14 protein-coding genes and 2 pseudogenes are annotated in these 17,381 nt (G+C 61.3%); 10 read left to right on the forward strand and 6 right to left on the reverse strand.

Features of this window, described 5'->3' with window-relative positions; all coding sequences use genetic code 11:
* Positions 1 to 12 precede the first annotated feature (12 nt).
* Entirely contained in the window at positions 13 to 768 is a 756-nt protein-coding gene (locus D0Z70_RS07480; RefSeq protein ID WP_119744952.1) for a DUF6118 family protein, read from the forward strand.
* A 29-nt stretch (positions 769 to 797) separates the two neighbouring features.
* Here D0Z70_RS07480 and D0Z70_RS07485 read toward each other — a convergent pair.
* The 3 genes and pseudogenes from D0Z70_RS07485 to D0Z70_RS07495 all read right to left on the reverse strand — a co-directional run.
* Positions 798 to 1,291 (reverse strand): annotated as a pseudogene (locus D0Z70_RS07485) (acetaldehyde dehydrogenase (acetylating)); the annotation flags it as partial.
* The gene (locus D0Z70_RS07490; protein ID WP_119744954.1) at positions 1,288 to 2,076 is read right to left on the reverse strand and encodes a 2-keto-4-pentenoate hydratase; all 789 of its coding nucleotides are present in this window, start codon (positions 2,074 to 2,076) and stop codon (positions 1,288 to 1,290) included. The gene D0Z70_RS07490 and the pseudogene D0Z70_RS07485, both read right to left, overlap by 4 nt.
* A 115-nt stretch (positions 2,077 to 2,191) precedes the next feature.
* A complete protein-coding gene (locus D0Z70_RS07495; protein ID WP_119744956.1) occupies positions 2,192 to 3,070 on the reverse strand; it encodes an NmrA family NAD(P)-binding protein in 879 nt (292 codons plus the stop codon).
* Between the two features lie 240 nt (positions 3,071 to 3,310).
* On the opposite strand from D0Z70_RS07495, the gene D0Z70_RS07500 reads away from it, so the two are divergent.
* Both D0Z70_RS07500 and D0Z70_RS07505 read left to right on the forward strand, forming a co-directional pair.
* Complete coding sequence (locus tag D0Z70_RS07500; RefSeq protein WP_119744958.1) at positions 3,311 to 4,357, forward strand: carbon-nitrogen hydrolase family protein; 1,047 nt, start codon at positions 3,311 to 3,313, stop codon at positions 4,355 to 4,357.
* A gap of 11 nt (positions 4,358 to 4,368) precedes the next feature.
* Entirely contained in the window at positions 4,369 to 5,409 is a 1,041-nt protein-coding gene (locus tag D0Z70_RS07505) for a phenylacetaldoxime dehydratase family protein (protein WP_119744960.1), read from the forward strand.
* Between the two features lie 102 nt (positions 5,410 to 5,511).
* On the opposite strand, the gene D0Z70_RS07510 is transcribed toward D0Z70_RS07505, so the two are convergent.
* Both D0Z70_RS07510 and D0Z70_RS07515 read right to left on the reverse strand, forming a co-directional pair.
* A complete protein-coding gene (locus tag D0Z70_RS07510) occupies positions 5,512 to 6,267 on the reverse strand; it encodes an aspartate/glutamate racemase family protein (protein WP_239018846.1) in 756 nt (251 codons plus the stop codon).
* A gap of 45 nt (positions 6,268 to 6,312) precedes the next feature.
* Positions 6,313 to 8,832, reverse strand: a complete 2,520-nt coding sequence (locus D0Z70_RS07515) for a TonB-dependent receptor (RefSeq protein WP_119744964.1) — start codon at positions 8,830 to 8,832, stop codon at positions 6,313 to 6,315.
* A 150-nt stretch (positions 8,833 to 8,982) separates the two neighbouring features.
* Here D0Z70_RS07515 and D0Z70_RS07520 point away from each other — a divergent pair, with 150 nt between their 5' ends.
* The 6 genes from D0Z70_RS07520 to D0Z70_RS07545 all read left to right on the forward strand — a co-directional run bounded on the left by D0Z70_RS07520 (position 8,983) and on the right by D0Z70_RS07545 (position 15,022).
* Positions 8,983 to 10,194 (forward strand): Rieske 2Fe-2S domain-containing protein, encoded by a 1,212-nt coding sequence (locus D0Z70_RS07520; protein WP_119744967.1) that lies wholly within the window; start codon positions 8,983 to 8,985, stop codon positions 10,192 to 10,194.
* Positions 10,191 to 11,063 (forward strand): alpha/beta fold hydrolase, encoded by an 873-nt coding sequence (locus tag D0Z70_RS07525; protein WP_220475629.1) that lies wholly within the window; start codon positions 10,191 to 10,193, stop codon positions 11,061 to 11,063. Before D0Z70_RS07520 ends, D0Z70_RS07525 begins: the two co-directional genes overlap by 4 nt.
* Before the next feature lie 172 nt (positions 11,064 to 11,235).
* Positions 11,236 to 12,453 carry a peptidase dimerization domain-containing protein gene (locus D0Z70_RS07530; protein ID WP_220475630.1) on the forward strand — a complete coding sequence of 406 codons (1,218 nt, stop codon included), beginning with the start codon at positions 11,236 to 11,238 and terminating at the stop codon, positions 12,451 to 12,453.
* On the forward strand, positions 12,446 to 13,387 hold the full coding sequence (locus D0Z70_RS07535) for a DODA-type extradiol aromatic ring-opening family dioxygenase (protein ID WP_119744971.1): 942 nt from the start codon (positions 12,446 to 12,448) through the stop codon (positions 13,385 to 13,387). Before D0Z70_RS07530 ends, D0Z70_RS07535 begins: the two co-directional genes overlap by 8 nt.
* Positions 13,384 to 14,259: an alpha/beta fold hydrolase gene (locus D0Z70_RS07540; protein ID WP_119744973.1), complete on the forward strand. Its 876-nt coding sequence runs from the start codon at positions 13,384 to 13,386 to the stop codon at positions 14,257 to 14,259. Before D0Z70_RS07535 ends, D0Z70_RS07540 begins: the two co-directional genes overlap by 4 nt.
* Before the next feature lie 58 nt (positions 14,260 to 14,317).
* On the forward strand, positions 14,318 to 15,022 hold the full coding sequence (locus D0Z70_RS07545; protein WP_182913883.1) for a GntR family transcriptional regulator: 705 nt from the start codon (positions 14,318 to 14,320) through the stop codon (positions 15,020 to 15,022).
* Positions 15,023 to 15,137: 115 nt separating this feature from the next.
* Here the strand turns inward: D0Z70_RS07545 and D0Z70_RS07550 are convergent.
* Positions 15,138 to 15,867: pseudogene (locus tag D0Z70_RS07550) on the reverse strand (IS5 family transposase).
* 306 nt (positions 15,868 to 16,173) lie between these two features.
* Here D0Z70_RS07550 and D0Z70_RS07555 point away from each other — a divergent pair.
* Positions 16,174 to 17,370: an aromatic ring-hydroxylating oxygenase subunit alpha gene (locus D0Z70_RS07555; protein ID WP_119744977.1), complete on the forward strand. Its 1,197-nt coding sequence runs from the start codon at positions 16,174 to 16,176 to the stop codon at positions 17,368 to 17,370.
* The last annotated feature ends 11 nt before the right edge of the window (positions 17,371 to 17,381 follow it).

Below are 17,381 nucleotides of genomic sequence, written 5' to 3' on the forward strand. Positions count from 1 at the left end.
GGAGAATGGCAGATGGACGAGCATAGCCTGTTAAGGGAGCCGGACCCCGAACCGCAGGCCGGAACGGCGGCGGAGGCGTTTGCGCGCCTGGCGGCGCGTGTGGAGGCGATGGAGGGCCGGCTTGAAGGACGCATGGCGGTGATCGCCCGCGCTCTTGAACATATCGCCGTCGAGAAACAGAGCATCGAGGTTCCCGACTACAATCCGACGCTCGGCAAGATCAACGCCAGCATCGCCGACCTCGCCAAGCGCATGAAGGCGGTCGAGCAGTCGGAGGCGCTACGGATCACGCCGGAGAGCATGGCCGAGCGGATCGCGGCGGCGGCGGAAGCGGCGCGCGAGACTGACAAGGCAAGCATCAAGGACGCCCGCGAGCTTCAACGCCAAGCCGTCGCCGCCATGACCCGGACGACCGGCACGCTGCGCGCGAAGGAGGAACAACGGCGGCATTTGCTCTGTGCCATTGGTAGCGCGATGCTCGCCACATCCCTCCTATGGCTGGTCTATCCGGGTTGGGCAGCAAGCATGGCCCCGCAAAGCTGGCACTGGCCCGAACGGGTCGCGCGCCGCGCGATAGGCGAGCCGACTTTATGGGACGCGGGCATCCGACTGATGCAGGCCGGAAACCAGGAAGGCTGGCAGGCCATCGTTGCTGCCGCCGATATGCGGCAGGCGAACCGTGACACCATCGCCACGTGCGAGCGGGCGGCGGCCAAAGCCAGAAAGCCGGTGCGATGCACCATCGAAGTAGAAAGGCGGGAATCTTAGCAAGTTGGGGGCAGACGTCACGAAGCGGACGGGCCTGCCGATTTCGACGCGATCGAGGCGACGATCTCGGCATAGTGCACTTGCGCCACCGAGGACACCGCCGCGATGACCGGGATTGTCGCCTGACCGCCACACGTCACCATGTTGACGTTGGGCGCATCGAGATGTGCGTCGCCATTGACCACCGGGATCACATAAGGGCCGACGACTGCCCGGGGTCTGATCGATCATCACTTTGCCCGCACCGGTCACCACTGCGCTGTGGCGCGCATGTGTTGCGGCGGAGGTTGCATCGAACAAGATGCCGATCTCGTTCCATATCGGCAGTGCCTGCAGGCCCTCGATCCGTGAGTGCGTGGTGGCGACACCCAGTCGTCCGGCGCGTTTCAGGCCGTCCGAGTCCGAATCGATCCCGACCGGCGCGCCCATTTCGAGCAAGCTTGGAATAGTGCATGATCTTGATCATCAGATCGGTGCCGATGTTGCCCGATCCGATGATCGCGGCCTTGACCTTGCTGCTCATGCGGGCCCTCCTTCGTAGCTGAAGCTTGCTCTGCCTAGGCCGCCGATGTGGGCTTCCACCCGATCGCCCGGCATCAGCGCGACCATCGGACCGAGCGCGCCGGTCAACACGATATCGCCCGCCTTCAGTGGCTGCCCGGCAGCGGACAGTGTGCGTGCGAGCCACGCAGCGGCGTTGAGCGGATGGCCAAGGCAGGCAGCCCCAGCGCCGAGCGAGGCGATCGCGCCGTTTACCTCAAGCACCATGCCGCAGGTGTAAAGGTCGAGGCCCACCAGCTTGTGCGCCTCTCGGCCCAGCACGAAGAACCCGGAGGATCCGTTGTCGGCCACGGTATCGGCGAATGAGATTTTCCAGTCGGCGATGCGGCTATCGACGATCTCGATAGCGGCGACCGCGTGATCGGTTGCGGCAACGACAGCCTCTCGCGTCGCCTTGGGATTGTCGAGACCTCGGCCGAGCACGATCGCGACCTCGGCCTCGACCTTCGGCTGCAGCAGTCTGGATGCGGCCAGGACGCCGCCATCGGCGATGCGCATATCGTCGAAAAGCACGCCGAAGTCCGGTTGGTCGACGCCAAGCTGGGCCTGCACCGCCTTCGCCGTCAGCCCCACCTTGCGCCCGATGATGCGCCGGCCGGCGTTCTGCCAAAATCGCGTGTTGATCGCCTGTACGGCGTAGGCACCGTCCGCGTCGGTCGGTTCCAGGATGTGCCGGAGCGACGGAATCGTGCCGTCACTATAGGCACGGCGCAAATCGGCTGCAGCCACCTCATACAGTACGGTCATTTCTTCTCCTTCAAACGCTCGCCAAGCTATTTCGATATGAAATGACCATGATTTGAAAGGTGGCCCTTTCAGTCACGGGAAGGGGATGGATCGAGCTATCCAGCCAACGAGACGATCACCTGATAGTGAGACCATTGCGCAGCAACGCGCGATGCCGAGACACCCACGAATGGAAGTTTTCCATCGAGCCCAACAGAGCGCGTCCGGACTCCATCGACGCCAGCGCCCTCGAACTCCCGATCAGGCGGAACAATCCCGCGCCTTGTGGCCATCGAGCGGCGAATTGATCGAGCGGAATGGTCGCTGCCGCCACCGGGATGCCAAGCTCCTCCGAGAAGGTTTTCGCAATAGAAGCAAAACTGATATGCTCTCCGGCGAGCTCATATACCTCCCCTGCATGGCGCGCGGGATCGGAGGCGATGGCTACGGCCGATCGCCCGATATCGTCGATCGTGACAACGTCCAGCATTGCCTCCAACGGAAGCGGCAGGGCAACTTCTTGGCCATTTGTGCCGGGACGGATGCCAAACCGCTCTATAAAAATTTCCATGAACAATCCGGGGCGGGTGATCGTCGCGGGTACCTCCAGTTCCGCGATCCGTTCCTCGATCGCTCGCTTCGACCCCATCGCCAGAACGCCCCTGGCGTCCGCGATCACTGCCGACTGATATATAAGGTGAGGCGTTCCAACTTCGGCTGCCGCGTCGCAGACATTGATACCCTGTACCGCCTGGCCAATATCCCATCGGTTGCCGAGCGAAGGCCCGGACAAATAGACTGCGGCGGTGTCGGCGATCGCTTCTCTGATCGAGGCCCTGTTATCGAGATCGGCTGTGATCGTTTGTGCACCGAGTGCCGCGAGCGCGCGCGCCGCTTCGCCCTCCGTGTTGCGGGTAGCCGCACGCACGATCCAACCTGCGTTGAGAAGATGACGGGCGACCGCACCGCCTGCGAGGCCGGTCGCACCAAAAACGGTGATGGTGGTCGAGTTCATCTGTCCATCTCACTCCCATTAAGTATTCGGTATACTGATATTACGCGTCGCGCGGCCAGTGTAAAGCGCGGCTGCCGCAGAAGGAATGCAGGAGATTGGTGGGAGCGCCAAGGTCGTGATGCAGTTAGAATCGGAATGCGGTATACATTGATCCTTTACTCGGTGATCGAAGATTGCCATGCTCGGCTGCGACAATCCTTCCCTGACTCGATGCCGTGATGTGCGGCGAAAGGAGTTTCGATGACTGATCCCGTCAAAAGCATCCGCGTCGCAGCCGCTCAGATTTCTCCTGTTTTCCTCGATCGGGAGGCGACCGTCGACAAGGCCATCGAGCATATCGCGGTTGCCGCGAAGCAGGGCGTCAATCTCATAGCATTCGGTGAGGCATGGTTGCCCGGCTATCCTTGGTGGATCTATCTGGTCTCGCCGATCAAGGGCTTTCCGTTCGCGCAGCGCCTCTATAAAAACGCGGTCGAAGTTCCGAGTCATACCACGGATCGCCTTTGCAAGGCCGCGCGCGACAATGGCATTTATGTGGTGATCGGCCTCACCGAAAAGGACCGCGGCAGTCTCTATCTCGCCCAGCTTTTTATCAGTCCGGAAGGGCGTATTATCGGGCATCGCCGCAAGCTCAAGCCGACGCACAATGAGCGCGCCGTCTGGGGCGAAGGCGACGGTAGCGACATCATCGTCATCAAGACCGATTTTGGCAATGTCGGCGCGCTCAATTGCTGGGAGCATCTCCAGCCGCTCACCCGGTTCGCGATGAACCATCTGAACGAACAGATTCACGTCTCGGCCTGGCCGGGCTTCTCGCTCTATACCGGGATCATACATTCGTTCAGCGCCGAGGCCAATCTGGCGGCGTCGCGATCCTATGCGCTGGAAACCCAGAGCTTCGTGATCCATGTGGGTCCACATACCGACGAGGCAACCGTGGCGATGCTGTGCGACGATGAGCATAGCGCGAGCTTGCTACGTGTGGGTGGTGGCTATTCCGAGATTATCGACCCTAACGGCAGGACGATCGGCGGGCCGCTCGAACCCGACACCGAAGGGCTTGTTATCGCGGACTGCGATCTTTCGCTGATCGGCGCCGCACGTATGGCGAACGATCCGGCCGGACACTATGCGAGGGCCGATGTCCTGCAGCTCGTGTTCAATCGCAGCCCTCGCCGCGCGGTTATTTTCCGGGACGTCGATCCGCAGGATGGACCGAAGGAAGCCGCCGAACCGCCGACGCTCCTATCGGTCGCACCACCAGAAGCGCACGTGGCCGAACTCTAGGATTTTGGGACATGCCCGAAAAACGGTTGCCGGAGAACTGGACCCCGCCCTATCCAGTGTGGATACCCGATTTCGGCGGGACGATCGAGAATATCGTGGTCGCTTATTTCGCCGAACAGCTTCCTTCCGGCGCCGACATCGGAGAGCTTCCCGGTGCGATGGATGCCGCGCTCGCGCATGAGGCGGCGCCTGCCACCGTGGAGCGCGCAGCCTTCGTCGACCATGACGGACGGCGCAACGATGTCTATCTTGCCTACTGGCTTTCTGTGAGCAGCTATCGAAGCTGGTGGGATACGAGCGACTTCGGCGCATGGTGGGACCATGCCGACCGCGAGACAGGCAGCTCTGGCTTCTGGCGCGAAGTGCATGTGCAGCCCGTCCGGCGCCTCGAATCCAACACGTCCACCATCCATCCTGCTGCAACTCAAAAGGGGGTGACGCGGGCCGCGCCGGGGCTGCGAGGTCCGATCCCCGAGATCGGTTACTGGGGTGCTGCGCGGGACCGGATTCCTGACTCTGCAAGCGACGACTTCGCGCCGACCCGATCCTGGGAAGAGCCGATGACGGCTGAAAGTAATAGCCTGGGCCGGCGGGTCAGCCGGTCCTTCGCGAGCAATATGGTCATGATCCGATCGGGACAGGACTGGACCCGATCGGGTGCCGATGAACTGCTGACCTATCGGACACTGGTTGAGCCGGTACTGGACGAAGGCATGGCGTTCCTGATCGGCCATCCTGCCGAAACCGGCTGTGTGTCATGCCGTCCGATGCGTCAACTGGACGTCGCGACCGGCGCGCAGCTCGAGCAGACGTTCACCACGGCCTATTTCCTCTCGCTCCATCATCTCGAGCAATGGGCATGGCACCATCCCACCCACGAGGCGATCTATCACAAGGCGCAGGAGATGATCCGCGCATGTGCCTATCAGCTGGACCTGCAGCTTTGGCATGAAGTGCTGATCCTCGATCAGGGCAGCGAGGCGGAATATGTCAACTGCTCCGGCGCAGTGGGCCTTCTGCGCCTCGGCCCGATGGGCGTGCCGGCCGCTTGACGGGACTACCGCGCGGATTGCCATCTGCTTGCACCGGGGATGAAGGTCGTTCGATACGAGCCGCCGCTTGTAAACAGTGCCGGGGAAAACCGGCTGCGCCTTTCAGTTTGGGAAAACCGGTGGGATCGGCTGGAAAGGGTTGCTCGCCAGCGTTCCCGGTGCGGGATAGGCGATCTTGCTCTGGGCAAGTCCAAGGTCGATCAGCGTTTCGCAGGCCTTGTACGCCGCAAGTCCCGGATTGATCACGGGGCAGGGAAGCACCGAGGCAAGATAGGCGTGGGACTGGTACATGGTCGTCGAGCCAAGCATGATGACCTCCGCGCCATCCTGCTCGATCGCGGCACGTGCCTCGGCTTCCAACCTGGCAAAGACGATATCCTCCTTGCCGTTCAGCAGTTCGCGCGTGTCAGGGCGAACACCGATCTGTCGGACGGATGCGACCCTGCCGGCAAGACCATATTTCGAGATCGTTTCGGTGATCGCCCGGCGCCAGGGTTCCCACATCGTCACCACGGAGAAGCGGCCGCCCAGCTGGATCGCGAGCGAAAAAGCCGCTTGCGCCGCGCCGACCACGGGAATGGAAAGGCAGGAACGCAGGGCAGCGATCCCGGAATCGCTGGTCGAGAAGCTGCAGACGGCCGCGCAGCCCTGCTTTTGGGCATCAAGGCCAGCATCGAGCACGAAGGCATCGGCCAGCGTCGACTCATAGGCGCTATCGACAAGAGACGCACCAGTCCGGCAGCCGACAAATTCCAGGTCAATGTCCGGTCGCCGCAATGCTTGGGGAATTTGCGCGGCGAAATTGGCAAGTGCCTCGGATGGCAGCGGAACAGGAAGGATCATCCGGATTCGTTTCACGTCTTTCTTCCTTCCTGCGTCGCCGCAATCTGGGCTGTTCACTACTTAGAAACTCACCCGCATCGAAACATTCCACCAACGAGGCGCACCGTAGCTTTCCTCATTGCAGCCGCAGAGCGTCGCGAGGTTGAACGTGACGCCACGGTAACGCTTGTCGAAGATATTCTCGACACCAAAGCCGATCTTGTAGCGCTCGTCCCCGGTGGTGAAAAAGATGTGGGCGTTGGCGAGGAAATATGCGTCGATCACGTCCGCATCGAAATTGCGGATATTGCCGTAGACCTTGCTGCGCCAGCTTCCGTCCAGATTGAAGGAGAGGTTGCCGCCCAGCACCGTCTGCGGGACAGTATAGGCGATCTGGCCGGAGAAGGTCTTTTCCGGCGTGAAGCTCGGCTTGACATCCGTGATGAGGCCGGGCGCCAGCACGAGATCATAGACCTTGGCGTCGAGCAGTGAAACGCCGAGTCCGATGTGGAGTCCCCTGACAGGCCGCAGGTTGAGCGATGCCTCGAAACCGTAGATGCGCGCATCGTTGTTGGAGACGATGCCGGACACATTGGCGAAGGTGAAGGCCTGATAGTCTTTATAGTCATAATAATAGGTCGCCGCGTCGAATGTCGCCTTGCCGTCCAGGAAAGTCGCCTTGAGGCCCAACTCATAGGCAGTAAGCGTTTCCGGCTTGTAAGGGATACGGTCGGGCGACAGCGAGGGCGATCCGTCGGGCAAGGCCGCGTTGTAGGCGCCCCCTTTCACGCCGCGACTGACACCCAAATACAGCAGCGTGTTGCTGTCGGGCCGATATTCGACCTGCGCCTTGCCGGCCCAGAGCGTCTTGGAACGCTTGTTTGCGAAAGAATCCCGCAACGGGAACAGGGCCGGGCCGAGGTCGAAATCATAATCATTGACATTGGCGTGAGCGAAGGAATCGAAGCTGTATTCCTGATGCTCCCGAATGAGGCGGCCGCCCAGAATGAAGCTCAGCTTGGGCGCGAAATCATATTCGATCTGCCCGAAGCCGGAGACAGATCGCGTTTCAAGGTGGATTTCATTGATGAGGTCGATGCCATCGGTCGCGAACGGTAGGCCGAAGCTCGCCGCGAAGATCGAGTTGCTCGGGGCCAGGAAGCCGGAATAGGCGTTCGTCTTCACATAGAGATAGTAGAAGCCCGTCACCCAGCGGAAAGGTCCCTTGCCGGTGCCGGCGAGCCGGACCTCCTGCGAGAAACTGCGCTGCCTGCTGTCGCCCAGGAAGTTGATCAGATTCTCGGGGCCTGCGTCGACGTCCGTGCCGTGCACGCTGAAGAAGCGACGATAGTTGCTGATCGAGACCAGTTCTGCCCCATCGAACTCATAGTTCAAATGAAGTGCGCCGTCATAGCTTTTGAGGTGGTTGAGATTGTCGAGCGCCCAGTCCTTCGAGACTGTCAGGCTCCTGGCGCTGGGCGCGCGAAAGCCGAAGAAATCGCCCCCCGGTGTCGGCCGAGTCTGTGTGGTGGGCAATCCGTTCGTTCCGACATTCTCGCCATTGGGTCCGATGTTCATCCGCGTCTCGTCGGGACCGGCAAACTGGACATTGATCAGCCGGCCTTCGGCATCGAACACCCCGATCGTGGCCGTCGCATTGTAAGGGTTTTCGCCGAACCTTGTGCGCGCGAAAGAACCGGTGGCGCGGATGGTGAGACGCTCGGTCGGCTCGAACTGGATCTGCCCGCGCAGCCCGATCGTATTGTCGTTCCAGAGATCCTCGCAGCAATTCGGTCCGGGCGGCGTGGTGCCGGCCGCCAACGAGCTGACACCATAAGGGTAAATGTTCTTGAGGATCGGGTCGAAACGGTTGAACAGACCGGACAGGCGGATTTGGACCTTCTCGCCAAGCGGAAAACCGATCGCGCCTTCGGCCCGGACGTGGTTGAAGCGCCCATAGCTCAGGTCGAGAAATCCGTTGGCCGTGTCGGATGGCCGGTTCGGAATGAAATGCACCAGGCCGCCCGTTGCATTGCGACCGAACAGCGTGCCCTGGGGCCCTTTGAGCACTTCCACGCGCTGAATATCGAAGGTGCCGAACAACTGGCCGTTGAGATTGGGAATATAGGTGTCGTCGACATAGGCTGCGACCGGACCCTCGATGAAGTCGCCGAAGTCGTTCTGCACAACACCACGGATAGAGAATTGCGAGTTTTGTCCGCCGGAGGTGCTCGAAATGGAGAGGCCCGGTGTCAGCCTCGCAATGTCGATCGATGAGCCTGCCCCCATTTCCCTCAACTGCTGGCCGCTGAACGCCGTGATCGCGATACCGACATCCTGAATGCTCTGTTCCCGGCGCTGGGCGGTAACAACGATTTCTCCATCGCTGCCGCTCTGATCGCTGGACGTCTGTGCCGTCGCGGATTGAGCGCTGCCGAAGATCATGACTGCAAGCGCTGCCTGTGCGGTGGCGTCGGACAGCCTGCGGGTGATCTTTCCGCATTCACGGACTTGTCGGTCCGACCGTTCAGGTAACCCTCGCCACATATGAGGCGCAAAATGTCTCATCATCCCGAAGTCCCCCTTCTTTTCGCTGGTCATAGCCCTCCTTGAGCAATATGGTGCACCGTATACCGGATTCGACCCGTGTCAAGACGACCAGCGGCTGGCTATTGTGAATTGAGCGGCCTTCTGGTCCTATTTAGGTATTCGGTATACATATATGAGAACGAGCAAGGATAAGAGATCTGCATGAGCGATGCCGACACCGCGCGCCGCAAGGAGGCACGGAAATTCGCTTCGGGCCGAAACTGGGATTCCTGGCCGCAATATCAGGCTGCAGCCGGAGGGTTGCAGAATTACTGGTATCCCGTGGCCTGGTCCGACCGGCTGGGCAGGAAGCCGCTGGCCGTGCAAGTGTGCGGCCTCAACATTGTCCTGATGCGCTCGCGGGCTGGCAAGCCCCATGCGCTGCAGGACAGATGCCCGCATCGCGGCGTCAGGCTCTCACAGGGCAGCCAGCAGTTTCCCGACACTTTGAGCTGCCCCTATCATGGCTGGACCTATCGCCTGTCCGACGGCGAGATGGTGGCGGCGATCACTGATGGTCCGGACTCACGCATGTGCGGTGCTGTGGCGGTGCGCACCTATCCCGCGGAAGATCGGCTTGGGCTCGTCTGGATATTCGTCGGAGATCGCCCCCCGCATCCCCTGGACGATCAGTTGCCGGAAGAACTGGTCGCGCCGCCGCCGTTTGCCGTCGGCGGTCGTATCGAAGAGCGCGAAGGCAACTGGCGTCTCTACGCCGAAAACGGTTTTGACGAAGGGCACGCCAAATATCTGCACCGCACGGCGCTATGGCGCATCTTCAAGGTCATGCCGACCTGGAACAAGATTCACATAGAGCGCGACGGTCGCTGGCTGTACCGCGTGGAGGACGAGCGGCACTGGGAAGCCGATTTTCCGGGTCTCGGCCGATGGACTAACATGCGCTGGTGGAAGCTCAAGCCACGACAAATGGAAGGGAGAATGCTTGGCAACACCGGTGGTTCGGCGCACAACGATCCCTATATCGCGTCGCTTCCGCTCAAGGGCTTCGCATCCTTGTCGCTGCCAGGCGTGCTGCGCATCGCCTATCCGCAGTTCATCCACTATGAGTTTTACGTGCCCGTCGATGAGAATCGCACCCGTTATGTCGGCTTGATGGTGCAGTTCAAGCGAGGCCTCGCCCGGCTGGGATTCTATCTTCACTATCTCACGGTCATCCGCTGGCTCTTTCACGGGCAGTTCTCCGGCCAGGACCACTGGATGGTCGCGGAGACCGACGCCCCGCCCGAGCGCCTCTATCGGCCGGACGTTTCGGTCATCGAGTGGCGCCGCCTGTTTTCTGAAGTCGACCCCGGTTGCGGCAAGGCGTCTGCGCAACCGGCGAACCCCACCGTTTCCGACCGGGGAGAGGCATGATGCAACTCGCACCCACGCCCGCGCCCGCAGGTCGCCTTTTGCAGGTAGATGGCCGGACCTATCATCTTGTGGAAATCGGAGATGGGCCGCCCACGATCTTTCTCCATGGTGGTGGTCCGGGCTGCACCGCCTGGTCAGACTTCGGTGTCGTTGCGCCGCTTTTCGCCCGGGATCGTTGGTGCATCCTTCCCGACCTGCTGCAATATGGCAGGTCTGACAAGGCGCCGATCTTCGGCCCGATGTGGACCTTTCATGCCTGCTCCATCATCGGGCTGCTCGATGTTCTGAACATCGCGCGCGCCGACTTCATCTGCAATTCATGGGGTGGGACGATAGCCCTGTGCCTGGCAGCACAATATCCTGACCGGGTGCGTTCTCTCACGATCACCGGATCGATGCCGGTCTTCTATGGCCCGCTGGCTCCGCTGCCGGAAGGCGGACGGCGCGGTCGCAACGCGCGCGACATCTATTATGGCGGCGAAGGGCCGACGCTCGAGAAGATGCGCCAACTTATCGCGCGGCTGGAGTGGTACGACGCTGATCTGCTTCCGCCGGAGACGGTAGAGATGCGCTATCGTCAGAGCCTGGATCCCGGTGAGATGGCACTTGCCGCCCGATCCGACAGCCCTCGTGGCGAATGGCAGGATCTGGCTGCGGAACTAACCCAGGTGAAGTGTCCGACATTGTTCTGCTGGGGAATGAACGACGCCTTCCTTCAGCCCGATTACCCGCTGATGCTCTCGCGCATGGTCCAGCGCGGGCAGCTTCACATATTGGACGCCTGCTCGCATCACCTCCAGGAGGAAAGACCCGAGCACTATTACCTCATCGTCCGGTCCTTTCTCGATCAGCCCGACGAGCAGGACTGATGGCCTGGCTGAAGCGAAAATTCGTCTATTGGCTGTTGATCTGCGCCAGCGGAACATGGGTCGGCGCGCCCGATCGGGACCGCCGTCCTTGAGTCTGCCGCCCTCCTTGCGCCGATCTTTCGAGCAGGCCTGTTCGCATATCAGTCGCGACCGACTCGCCGATATATTGGCCATGCTTGTCGACACGCCTTCGCCCACTGGCGGGGAAGCGCCGCTCGCCCGGCGCATCGCCGCGCATCTGGGTGGCCTCGGCATTGAAGCGTGCGAGCAGCGGCTGCAGGCGGAGCAATCCAACGCCGTCGGCTGGCTGGGTGGATCGGGCGGCGGCGCTTCCCTGTTGCTCTACAGCCCGATCGACACCGTCACGTCGAACGATGCCGAGGAGGATCTGCCCTGGGCGGGCAACGCGCTGCGGGCCGACATGCGGGCGAACGCATGGCGAGAGAACGATACGTTGTTCGGACTTGGTGCCCAGAACCCGAAGGGGCACGCGGCCTGCATAGTGATGGCGGCGGAAGCATTGGTCCGCGCGAAGGCACCCCTAGCGGGGCAACTCCGTCTAGGATTTGGCGCGGGCGGCATGCCGACCGACAGCCGCAGTAGCAAGGTTAAAGACACCGGCCATGGCGTGGGCTGCGCGCATATGCTGGCAGCTGGTCCACGCCCCGATTATGCGATCATTGCCAAGACCGGCTGGGCTGTGTCCTGGGAGGAGGTCGGCCTCGCCTGGTATGAAGTCCGGGTGCGGGGTACGCACACCTATGTCGGCAGCCGGCATTTGCTGCCCTATGCGAATGCGATCGACCATATGGGCCGCGTGGTCCGGGCGCTTGAACAATGGTTCCCGCTCTGGACCGAGCGGAACCGTTCTGGCCTCGTCGCACCGCAAGGCGTGGTCTCCTTCATCGAAGGCGGAGCTTCGCGAACGGCAGCATTCACACCTGCGGAATGCCGCATCCGCTTCGATCTGCGCCTGAATCCGCGCACGATTCCAGCTGAGGCGGACGAAGCGATCGGCCTGTTCCTCGATGAATTGTCAGCATCTGATAGCGTCGACCTTTCCTGGCGCAGGCTTCTCGCCATACCGGGCACGTCCACGCCGGAAGACAACTGGATCATCCGTTCCACCATAGCAGGATGGGAGGAACTGGAAGGCGGGGTTCACACGGCCATACCCGGACTTTCGGGCGCGACCGACGCGAACATCCTGCGCGCGCACGGCGTGCCGACAGCGCGGGTCGGGCTGCCCAAGGCGCCGCTTGATGATCTCGATTTTCAGCTGGGTATGAACGCTGCCTACTTGCCGCATATGGAGCGATTGACCCGCCTCCTGGTCCACAGTGCGCTCGCGACCTGCAATCGCCCGTCGGACGGAGGGAGGGATGGCTGAGATCGTCCTGGGGATCGGCGCGTCGCACACAACGCTCATGAACACAGCCTGGGAAGTGGTCGACCATCTCGATCGAGCCCATCGGTTCCGTGATGCACTGCGCGAGGCGGCAAGGCGGCTTGCTGTCGCTGAACCGGAAGCCGTCATCATCGTCGGTTCCAACCACTTTCGCGGCTTCTGGCTCGACCTGATGCCGGCTTTCACCATCGGCGTGGACGAGGTTCTTTCCGGTGGTGAACATGGCACGCCCGCTGGAAGCCTGCCCTCCGCCCCGGCCCTGGCCCGACACATCTGCGATTTCCTGGTTGCGCGGGATTTCGACATCGCCTTCTCGACCCGCCTCACGGTCGATCATGGCATCAGCCATGCCTATCAGTGGCTGATAGAAGATCTCTCAGTCCCGATCGTGCCGATCGTCATCAATTGTTTCGCGCCTCCGCTGCCATCCCTCACGCGCGCCCTCTCCTTCGGCGTGAAGCTGCGTGATGCAATATTATCGAGCGATCTCGAACGGGTGGCCGTCATCGGCACCGGTGGCCTGTCTCATACCCTGCCGTTCCCCGACTGGCGCTTGCCCAAAAGCGACGATGATCGCTTCCTTGTCGACTCCTGGCGCGAGGGGCGCGGTCGCTGGCGGGATTTTGAGAGCCGCCGCCGCGTGATCGTGACCGGTGCGCCAGCCACCCTGAATGAGGAATTCGATCGGTCGTTTCTCAGTGCCCTTGAAGACGGAAGATCTGCTGCGTTCGTCGAGGCTCTCGATGATGAGGCTCTTGTTCGCGTGGCCGGCAATGGCGCCGCCGAAATTCGAGCCTGGCTGACCATGGCGGCAGTCATGGCACATAAACCCAGTCAAACACTCGCCTATTCTCCCATGCCGGAATGGCTCACCGGCATGGCGGTGGCCATCATAGCCAATGGAGCATCTTCATGACGATATGGACCGACCTCATCGGTATCGAGTTTTCCCTGAGCTTTGTCAGCGCCGCCAGCGTCCGCACCAGAGCGCTGATTGCAGGCAAGGGTGACGACGTGATCATGCTCCACGGCACAAGCGGCCATCTTGAGGCATTCAGCCGTAACATTGTCCCTCATGTCGAGGCGGGCTTTCGATGCCACGCAATCGACATGTTGGGGCATGGATATACAGACAAGCCGAACGCCAGCAGGGAGATTCCCGACTATGCCCGGCACATACTGGACTATCTCGATGCGCAGGGCATCGAACGCGCACATTTCATCGGCGAATCGCTTGGTGGCTGGGTTAGCGGCTGGATCGCCATCCATCATCCTGAACGAGTAGTAAGTCTCCAACTGGTGGCAGCAGGGGGTACCAAGGCGGACCCCGAGGTCATGAAGCGCATTAAGGAGAGCACGCGGCGCGCAGTGCTGACGGACGACATCGAGCTTACGCGAGGCCGGTTACGCTTGCTCATGCACGAGGCCGCGGATGCGACGGAGGAACTCGTCGAGGTACGACACAGAATCTATCATGAACCGGATTTCGTGGCGAATATTGACCGCCTGTTAGCCCTTCAGGAGTTAGAGATACGCCTGCGTAACATCCTGCGCTCCGCCGACCTCGCCCGCATCGCGGCACCGACGCTCATTGTCTGGGGCCGCAACAATCCGTTCGGCGATGTGCCCGAGGCAACTGCGATGAATGCCGCCATTCCTGGGTCACAGCTTGAACTGTTCGACGCGTGCGGGCACTGGCCCCAGCACGAGCAATCAGACAAGTTTAATACGATGTCCATCGCCTTCCTCCAGCCCCCGCCAAAGCTCATCGAGATCGGTGGCGATTGATTGCCGCTCGTATTCGGTATACGAGCCGCCCTTGACCGGGAACAATAGGAGAAGGAATGTGGCCACCGTTGCAAGGAAATCGGCAACGCTGCGGGAACAGGTAGTGGGTATTTTGCTCGATGAACTGCGCAGCGGGCAATTTGCACCCGGTGATCGCTTGACCGAGCAGGTTCTGGCCGAACGCCTTGAAGTGTCGAGAACGCCGGCTCGGGAAGCGCTCAATCAGCTTACCGAGCAGGGGCTGCTGCGGTCCCGACCGGGCGGCGGTTATATTGTGCCCTCGCCCACGGAGGAGGAGGTTCGGCAAATCATCGCAGTACGCATGTTGCTCGAACCGCCTGCCGTCCGAATGGCGGCAGCGGAGTACGGCCCAGAGAATATAGATGAAATCAACCGAGGTATTGAAGGCGAAAAGCTGGCAGCATCCGATCCCAATCCCGGCCAGTTCGCCCAGGCAAATGAGATCTTTCGCTCGGCTGTTTTCGGGGCCATCTCGAACATTCCCCTCCGCGACTTGATCAGCCAGTTCGCAAACCACCTCAATTTCATTCGCGCATCGACGCTCAAGGACATGCAACTGCGGCATGAAATCGTGAAGCGACAGATCCAGATACGCGACGCGATTGCTGTGGGTGACGGCGATTTGGCTGAAGGTCTCTGGCGTTCCTATCTACGGTATACTGAGGACACTTTGGTCGCGGCCATGATCGAAGCAAGCGAGGAGGTTAAGGAGGCGATCGCCGATGGGGTAGGCGAGCCGTGAACGGCTAACTCTACCGACCTCTCCTGCGAAACTTGACCTGCTCGCGTCATTGATGAGTTCACCTCGAAATCCGCATCACGCCATGCGCAATTTTAGCTTAGGGGTCACGACTCATTCAGCACCAGAAGGCGGCGAGGAAGTTATCGGCGCGTCGGTCGTATCTTGTGGCGATGCGTCGCCAGTCCTTGATGCGGCAGAACATGCGTTCGATGCGGTTGCGACGTTTGTAGGCGATGCGGTCGAAGGGGATTGGCCGGTGCGGCGAGCGCTGGATGGGATGACCGCCTCGACCTGTTGCTGAGCGAGAAGCTGCCTGATTGTATCGGTGTCATAGGCCTTGTCGCCGAGCAGGCGGCGTGGCGGCTTGACGGTGGCGAGCAGCGCCGGGGCGACGCTATTGTCGGCAGTGTTGCCGGGCGTCAGGATGAAGGCGACGGGTCTGCCGATAGTGTCAGCCAGCGCGTGGATCTTGCTCGTCCGCCCACCGCGCGAGCGGCCGATCGCCTCAGTCGTTTCCCCCTTTTTCCTCCGCCTGCGGAGCGATGGACTTTGACGTGGGTGGCGTCGATCGCGAGTTCATCCGGGACGCCTCCGGTACCCGCCACCTGCTCGAATAGCCGGCGCCAGATGCCACGCAGGGCCCATCGATTGTAGCGGTTGTACAGCGTGGTGCGCGGTCCGTACTCGGGAGGCGCATCGCGCCAGCGGCAACCGGATTTCAGGATATGCAGGATGCCCGAGATCACCCGGCGGTCATCCACCCGCCGCGCACCAGGCTCGCCATGGGGAAGATGCGGCTCGATCACCGCCCAGACTTCATCGCCCAGCCAATACAAATCCGACATCAGCCGTCTCCTTAGCTCCCACGGCCATATCGAATCAGAATCAGATAATATAATCAAGATATTAATTGGGTTTTGACCCTAGCCCATCTTCAAAGAGGATTTGGGCTTCACGGCTGGCCTACGTTCGTTCCCTACGGTGATGTTGGCCTGCGGCGGCAGTCGGATTTCTGCACTTGAAGGCTAATCCTTCACCGGCCGGGGCTAGTCCCATTCGCCGTGCATCGTCAAAAATGATGGACATCGAATGCGACAGGTCGGGTCCGCATGGCAACCGCATGCGCCGGTCCATAGCAATGGGAGTGGGCAATGTCCGAAGACGCACATCGCTGGCTTGAGCAATATCCGGAGCTTGGCACCGGCCCAATCTCCACCGAGCCCTATATTTCATCCCAATGGTATGAGCGCGAGAAGGAGAAGATCTTCCGCAAGACCTGGCTCTGTGTCGGACGCGCCGACGAGATTCCGAAGGCGGGAGACTATAAGGTCAAGAAACTCGCGGCGGCGGACACGTCGGTCATTCTGATACGCGGCAAGGACGGCCAAATCCGCGCCTTCCATAACGCCTGCGCGCACCGCGGCAATACGGTGGTGACCGAGACGGACGAGGAGACGTTCGGCGGAGGAAAGGCCGCGATCGTCACCTGCCGCTTCCATGGTTGGGTCTATGATGCGGAAGGCCGGCTGAAACAGGTGCCGAGCGAGAAGCGCTTCTACGACTGCTTCTCGAAGGCAGACAACGGCCTGGCGCCCGTCCATTGCGACAGCTGGGAAGGGTTCATCTTCGTCAATGTCGCGGCGGAACCCGAGACCAGCCTGCTCGACTATCTCGGCGACTACGCCCGGCATTTCGCCGGTTATCCGTTCGAGGCGCTCGACTACGGCTTCACCTACCGCACCTATCTCGACTGCAACTGGAAGGTCGCGCACGATGCCTTCGCCGAAGCCTATCACGTCGATACGATCCACGCCGGATCGTTCCCGAACGTCTTCTCGACGGGGTTGCAGAACGTCAAGCTGATGGGACCGCATCGCAGCTGCGCGGTCTGCCTGACGCTCGGTGCGAAACCCACGCCGATCGCCGCGATCGCAAACGGCCTGGCGCGGGCTTCGCTCGTCTCCCGGAGCGCCGAGACGATGCTTCCACCATCGATCAACCCGGACAAGCGCGGCGACTTCGCCTTCGAACTGAGCGTGCTCTTTCCGAACACCCTGATCCATGTCTCCGAGGGAATCTGGTTCACGCACCAGTTCTGGCCGATGGCACACAACAGGACATTGTGGGAGGGCCGCTACTATGTGAAGGCGCCTAAAACCTGCAGCGAGCGCTGGGCGACCGAGCATGCGATGACGCTGCAGCGCAATGCCTGGCTCGAAGACACGGCCACGATGGAGGACACACAGCGGGCGATGCAGTCGCGTGCGAAGCTCTTCCAGCATCTGCAGGATGACGAGATACTGATCCGCCATGGCGCCGTGATCGTCGATCGCTTTGTCAACGCGTAAGGGGCGGCGCG

The sequence above is a fragment of the Sphingobium terrigena genome (assembly GCF_003591655.1).
Classification (GTDB): domain Bacteria; phylum Pseudomonadota; class Alphaproteobacteria; order Sphingomonadales; family Sphingomonadaceae; genus Sphingobium; species Sphingobium terrigena.

What these genes read in the sequence shown, in the direction of transcription:
- D0Z70_RS07480 (WP_119744952.1), top strand. Translation starts at nt 13, where the DNA reads ATGGACGAGCATAGCCTGTTAAGGGAGCCGGACCCCGAACCGCAGGCC.
- D0Z70_RS07490 (WP_119744954.1), bottom strand. Translation starts at nt 2,076, where the DNA reads ATGACCGTACTGTATGAGGTGGCTGCAGCCGATTTGCGCCGTGCCTAT.
- D0Z70_RS07495 (WP_119744956.1), bottom strand. Translation starts at nt 3,070, where the DNA reads ATGAACTCGACCACCATCACCGTTTTTGGTGCGACCGGCCTCGCAGGC.
- D0Z70_RS07500 (WP_119744958.1), top strand. Translation starts at nt 3,311, where the DNA reads ATGACTGATCCCGTCAAAAGCATCCGCGTCGCAGCCGCTCAGATTTCT.
- D0Z70_RS07505 (WP_119744960.1), top strand. Translation starts at nt 4,369, where the DNA reads ATGCCCGAAAAACGGTTGCCGGAGAACTGGACCCCGCCCTATCCAGTG.
- D0Z70_RS07515 (WP_119744964.1), bottom strand. Translation starts at nt 8,832, where the DNA reads ATGACCAGCGAAAAGAAGGGGGACTTCGGGATGATGAGACATTTTGCG.
- D0Z70_RS07520 (WP_119744967.1), top strand. Translation starts at nt 8,983, where the DNA reads ATGAGCGATGCCGACACCGCGCGCCGCAAGGAGGCACGGAAATTCGCT.
- D0Z70_RS07525 (WP_220475629.1), top strand. Translation starts at nt 10,191, where the DNA reads ATGATGCAACTCGCACCCACGCCCGCGCCCGCAGGTCGCCTTTTGCAG.
- D0Z70_RS07530 (WP_220475630.1), top strand. Translation starts at nt 11,236, where the DNA reads ATGCTTGTCGACACGCCTTCGCCCACTGGCGGGGAAGCGCCGCTCGCC.
- D0Z70_RS07535 (WP_119744971.1), top strand. Translation starts at nt 12,446, where the DNA reads ATGGCTGAGATCGTCCTGGGGATCGGCGCGTCGCACACAACGCTCATG.
- D0Z70_RS07540 (WP_119744973.1), top strand. Translation starts at nt 13,384, where the DNA reads ATGACGATATGGACCGACCTCATCGGTATCGAGTTTTCCCTGAGCTTT.
- D0Z70_RS07555 (WP_119744977.1), top strand. Translation starts at nt 16,174, where the DNA reads ATGTCCGAAGACGCACATCGCTGGCTTGAGCAATATCCGGAGCTTGGC.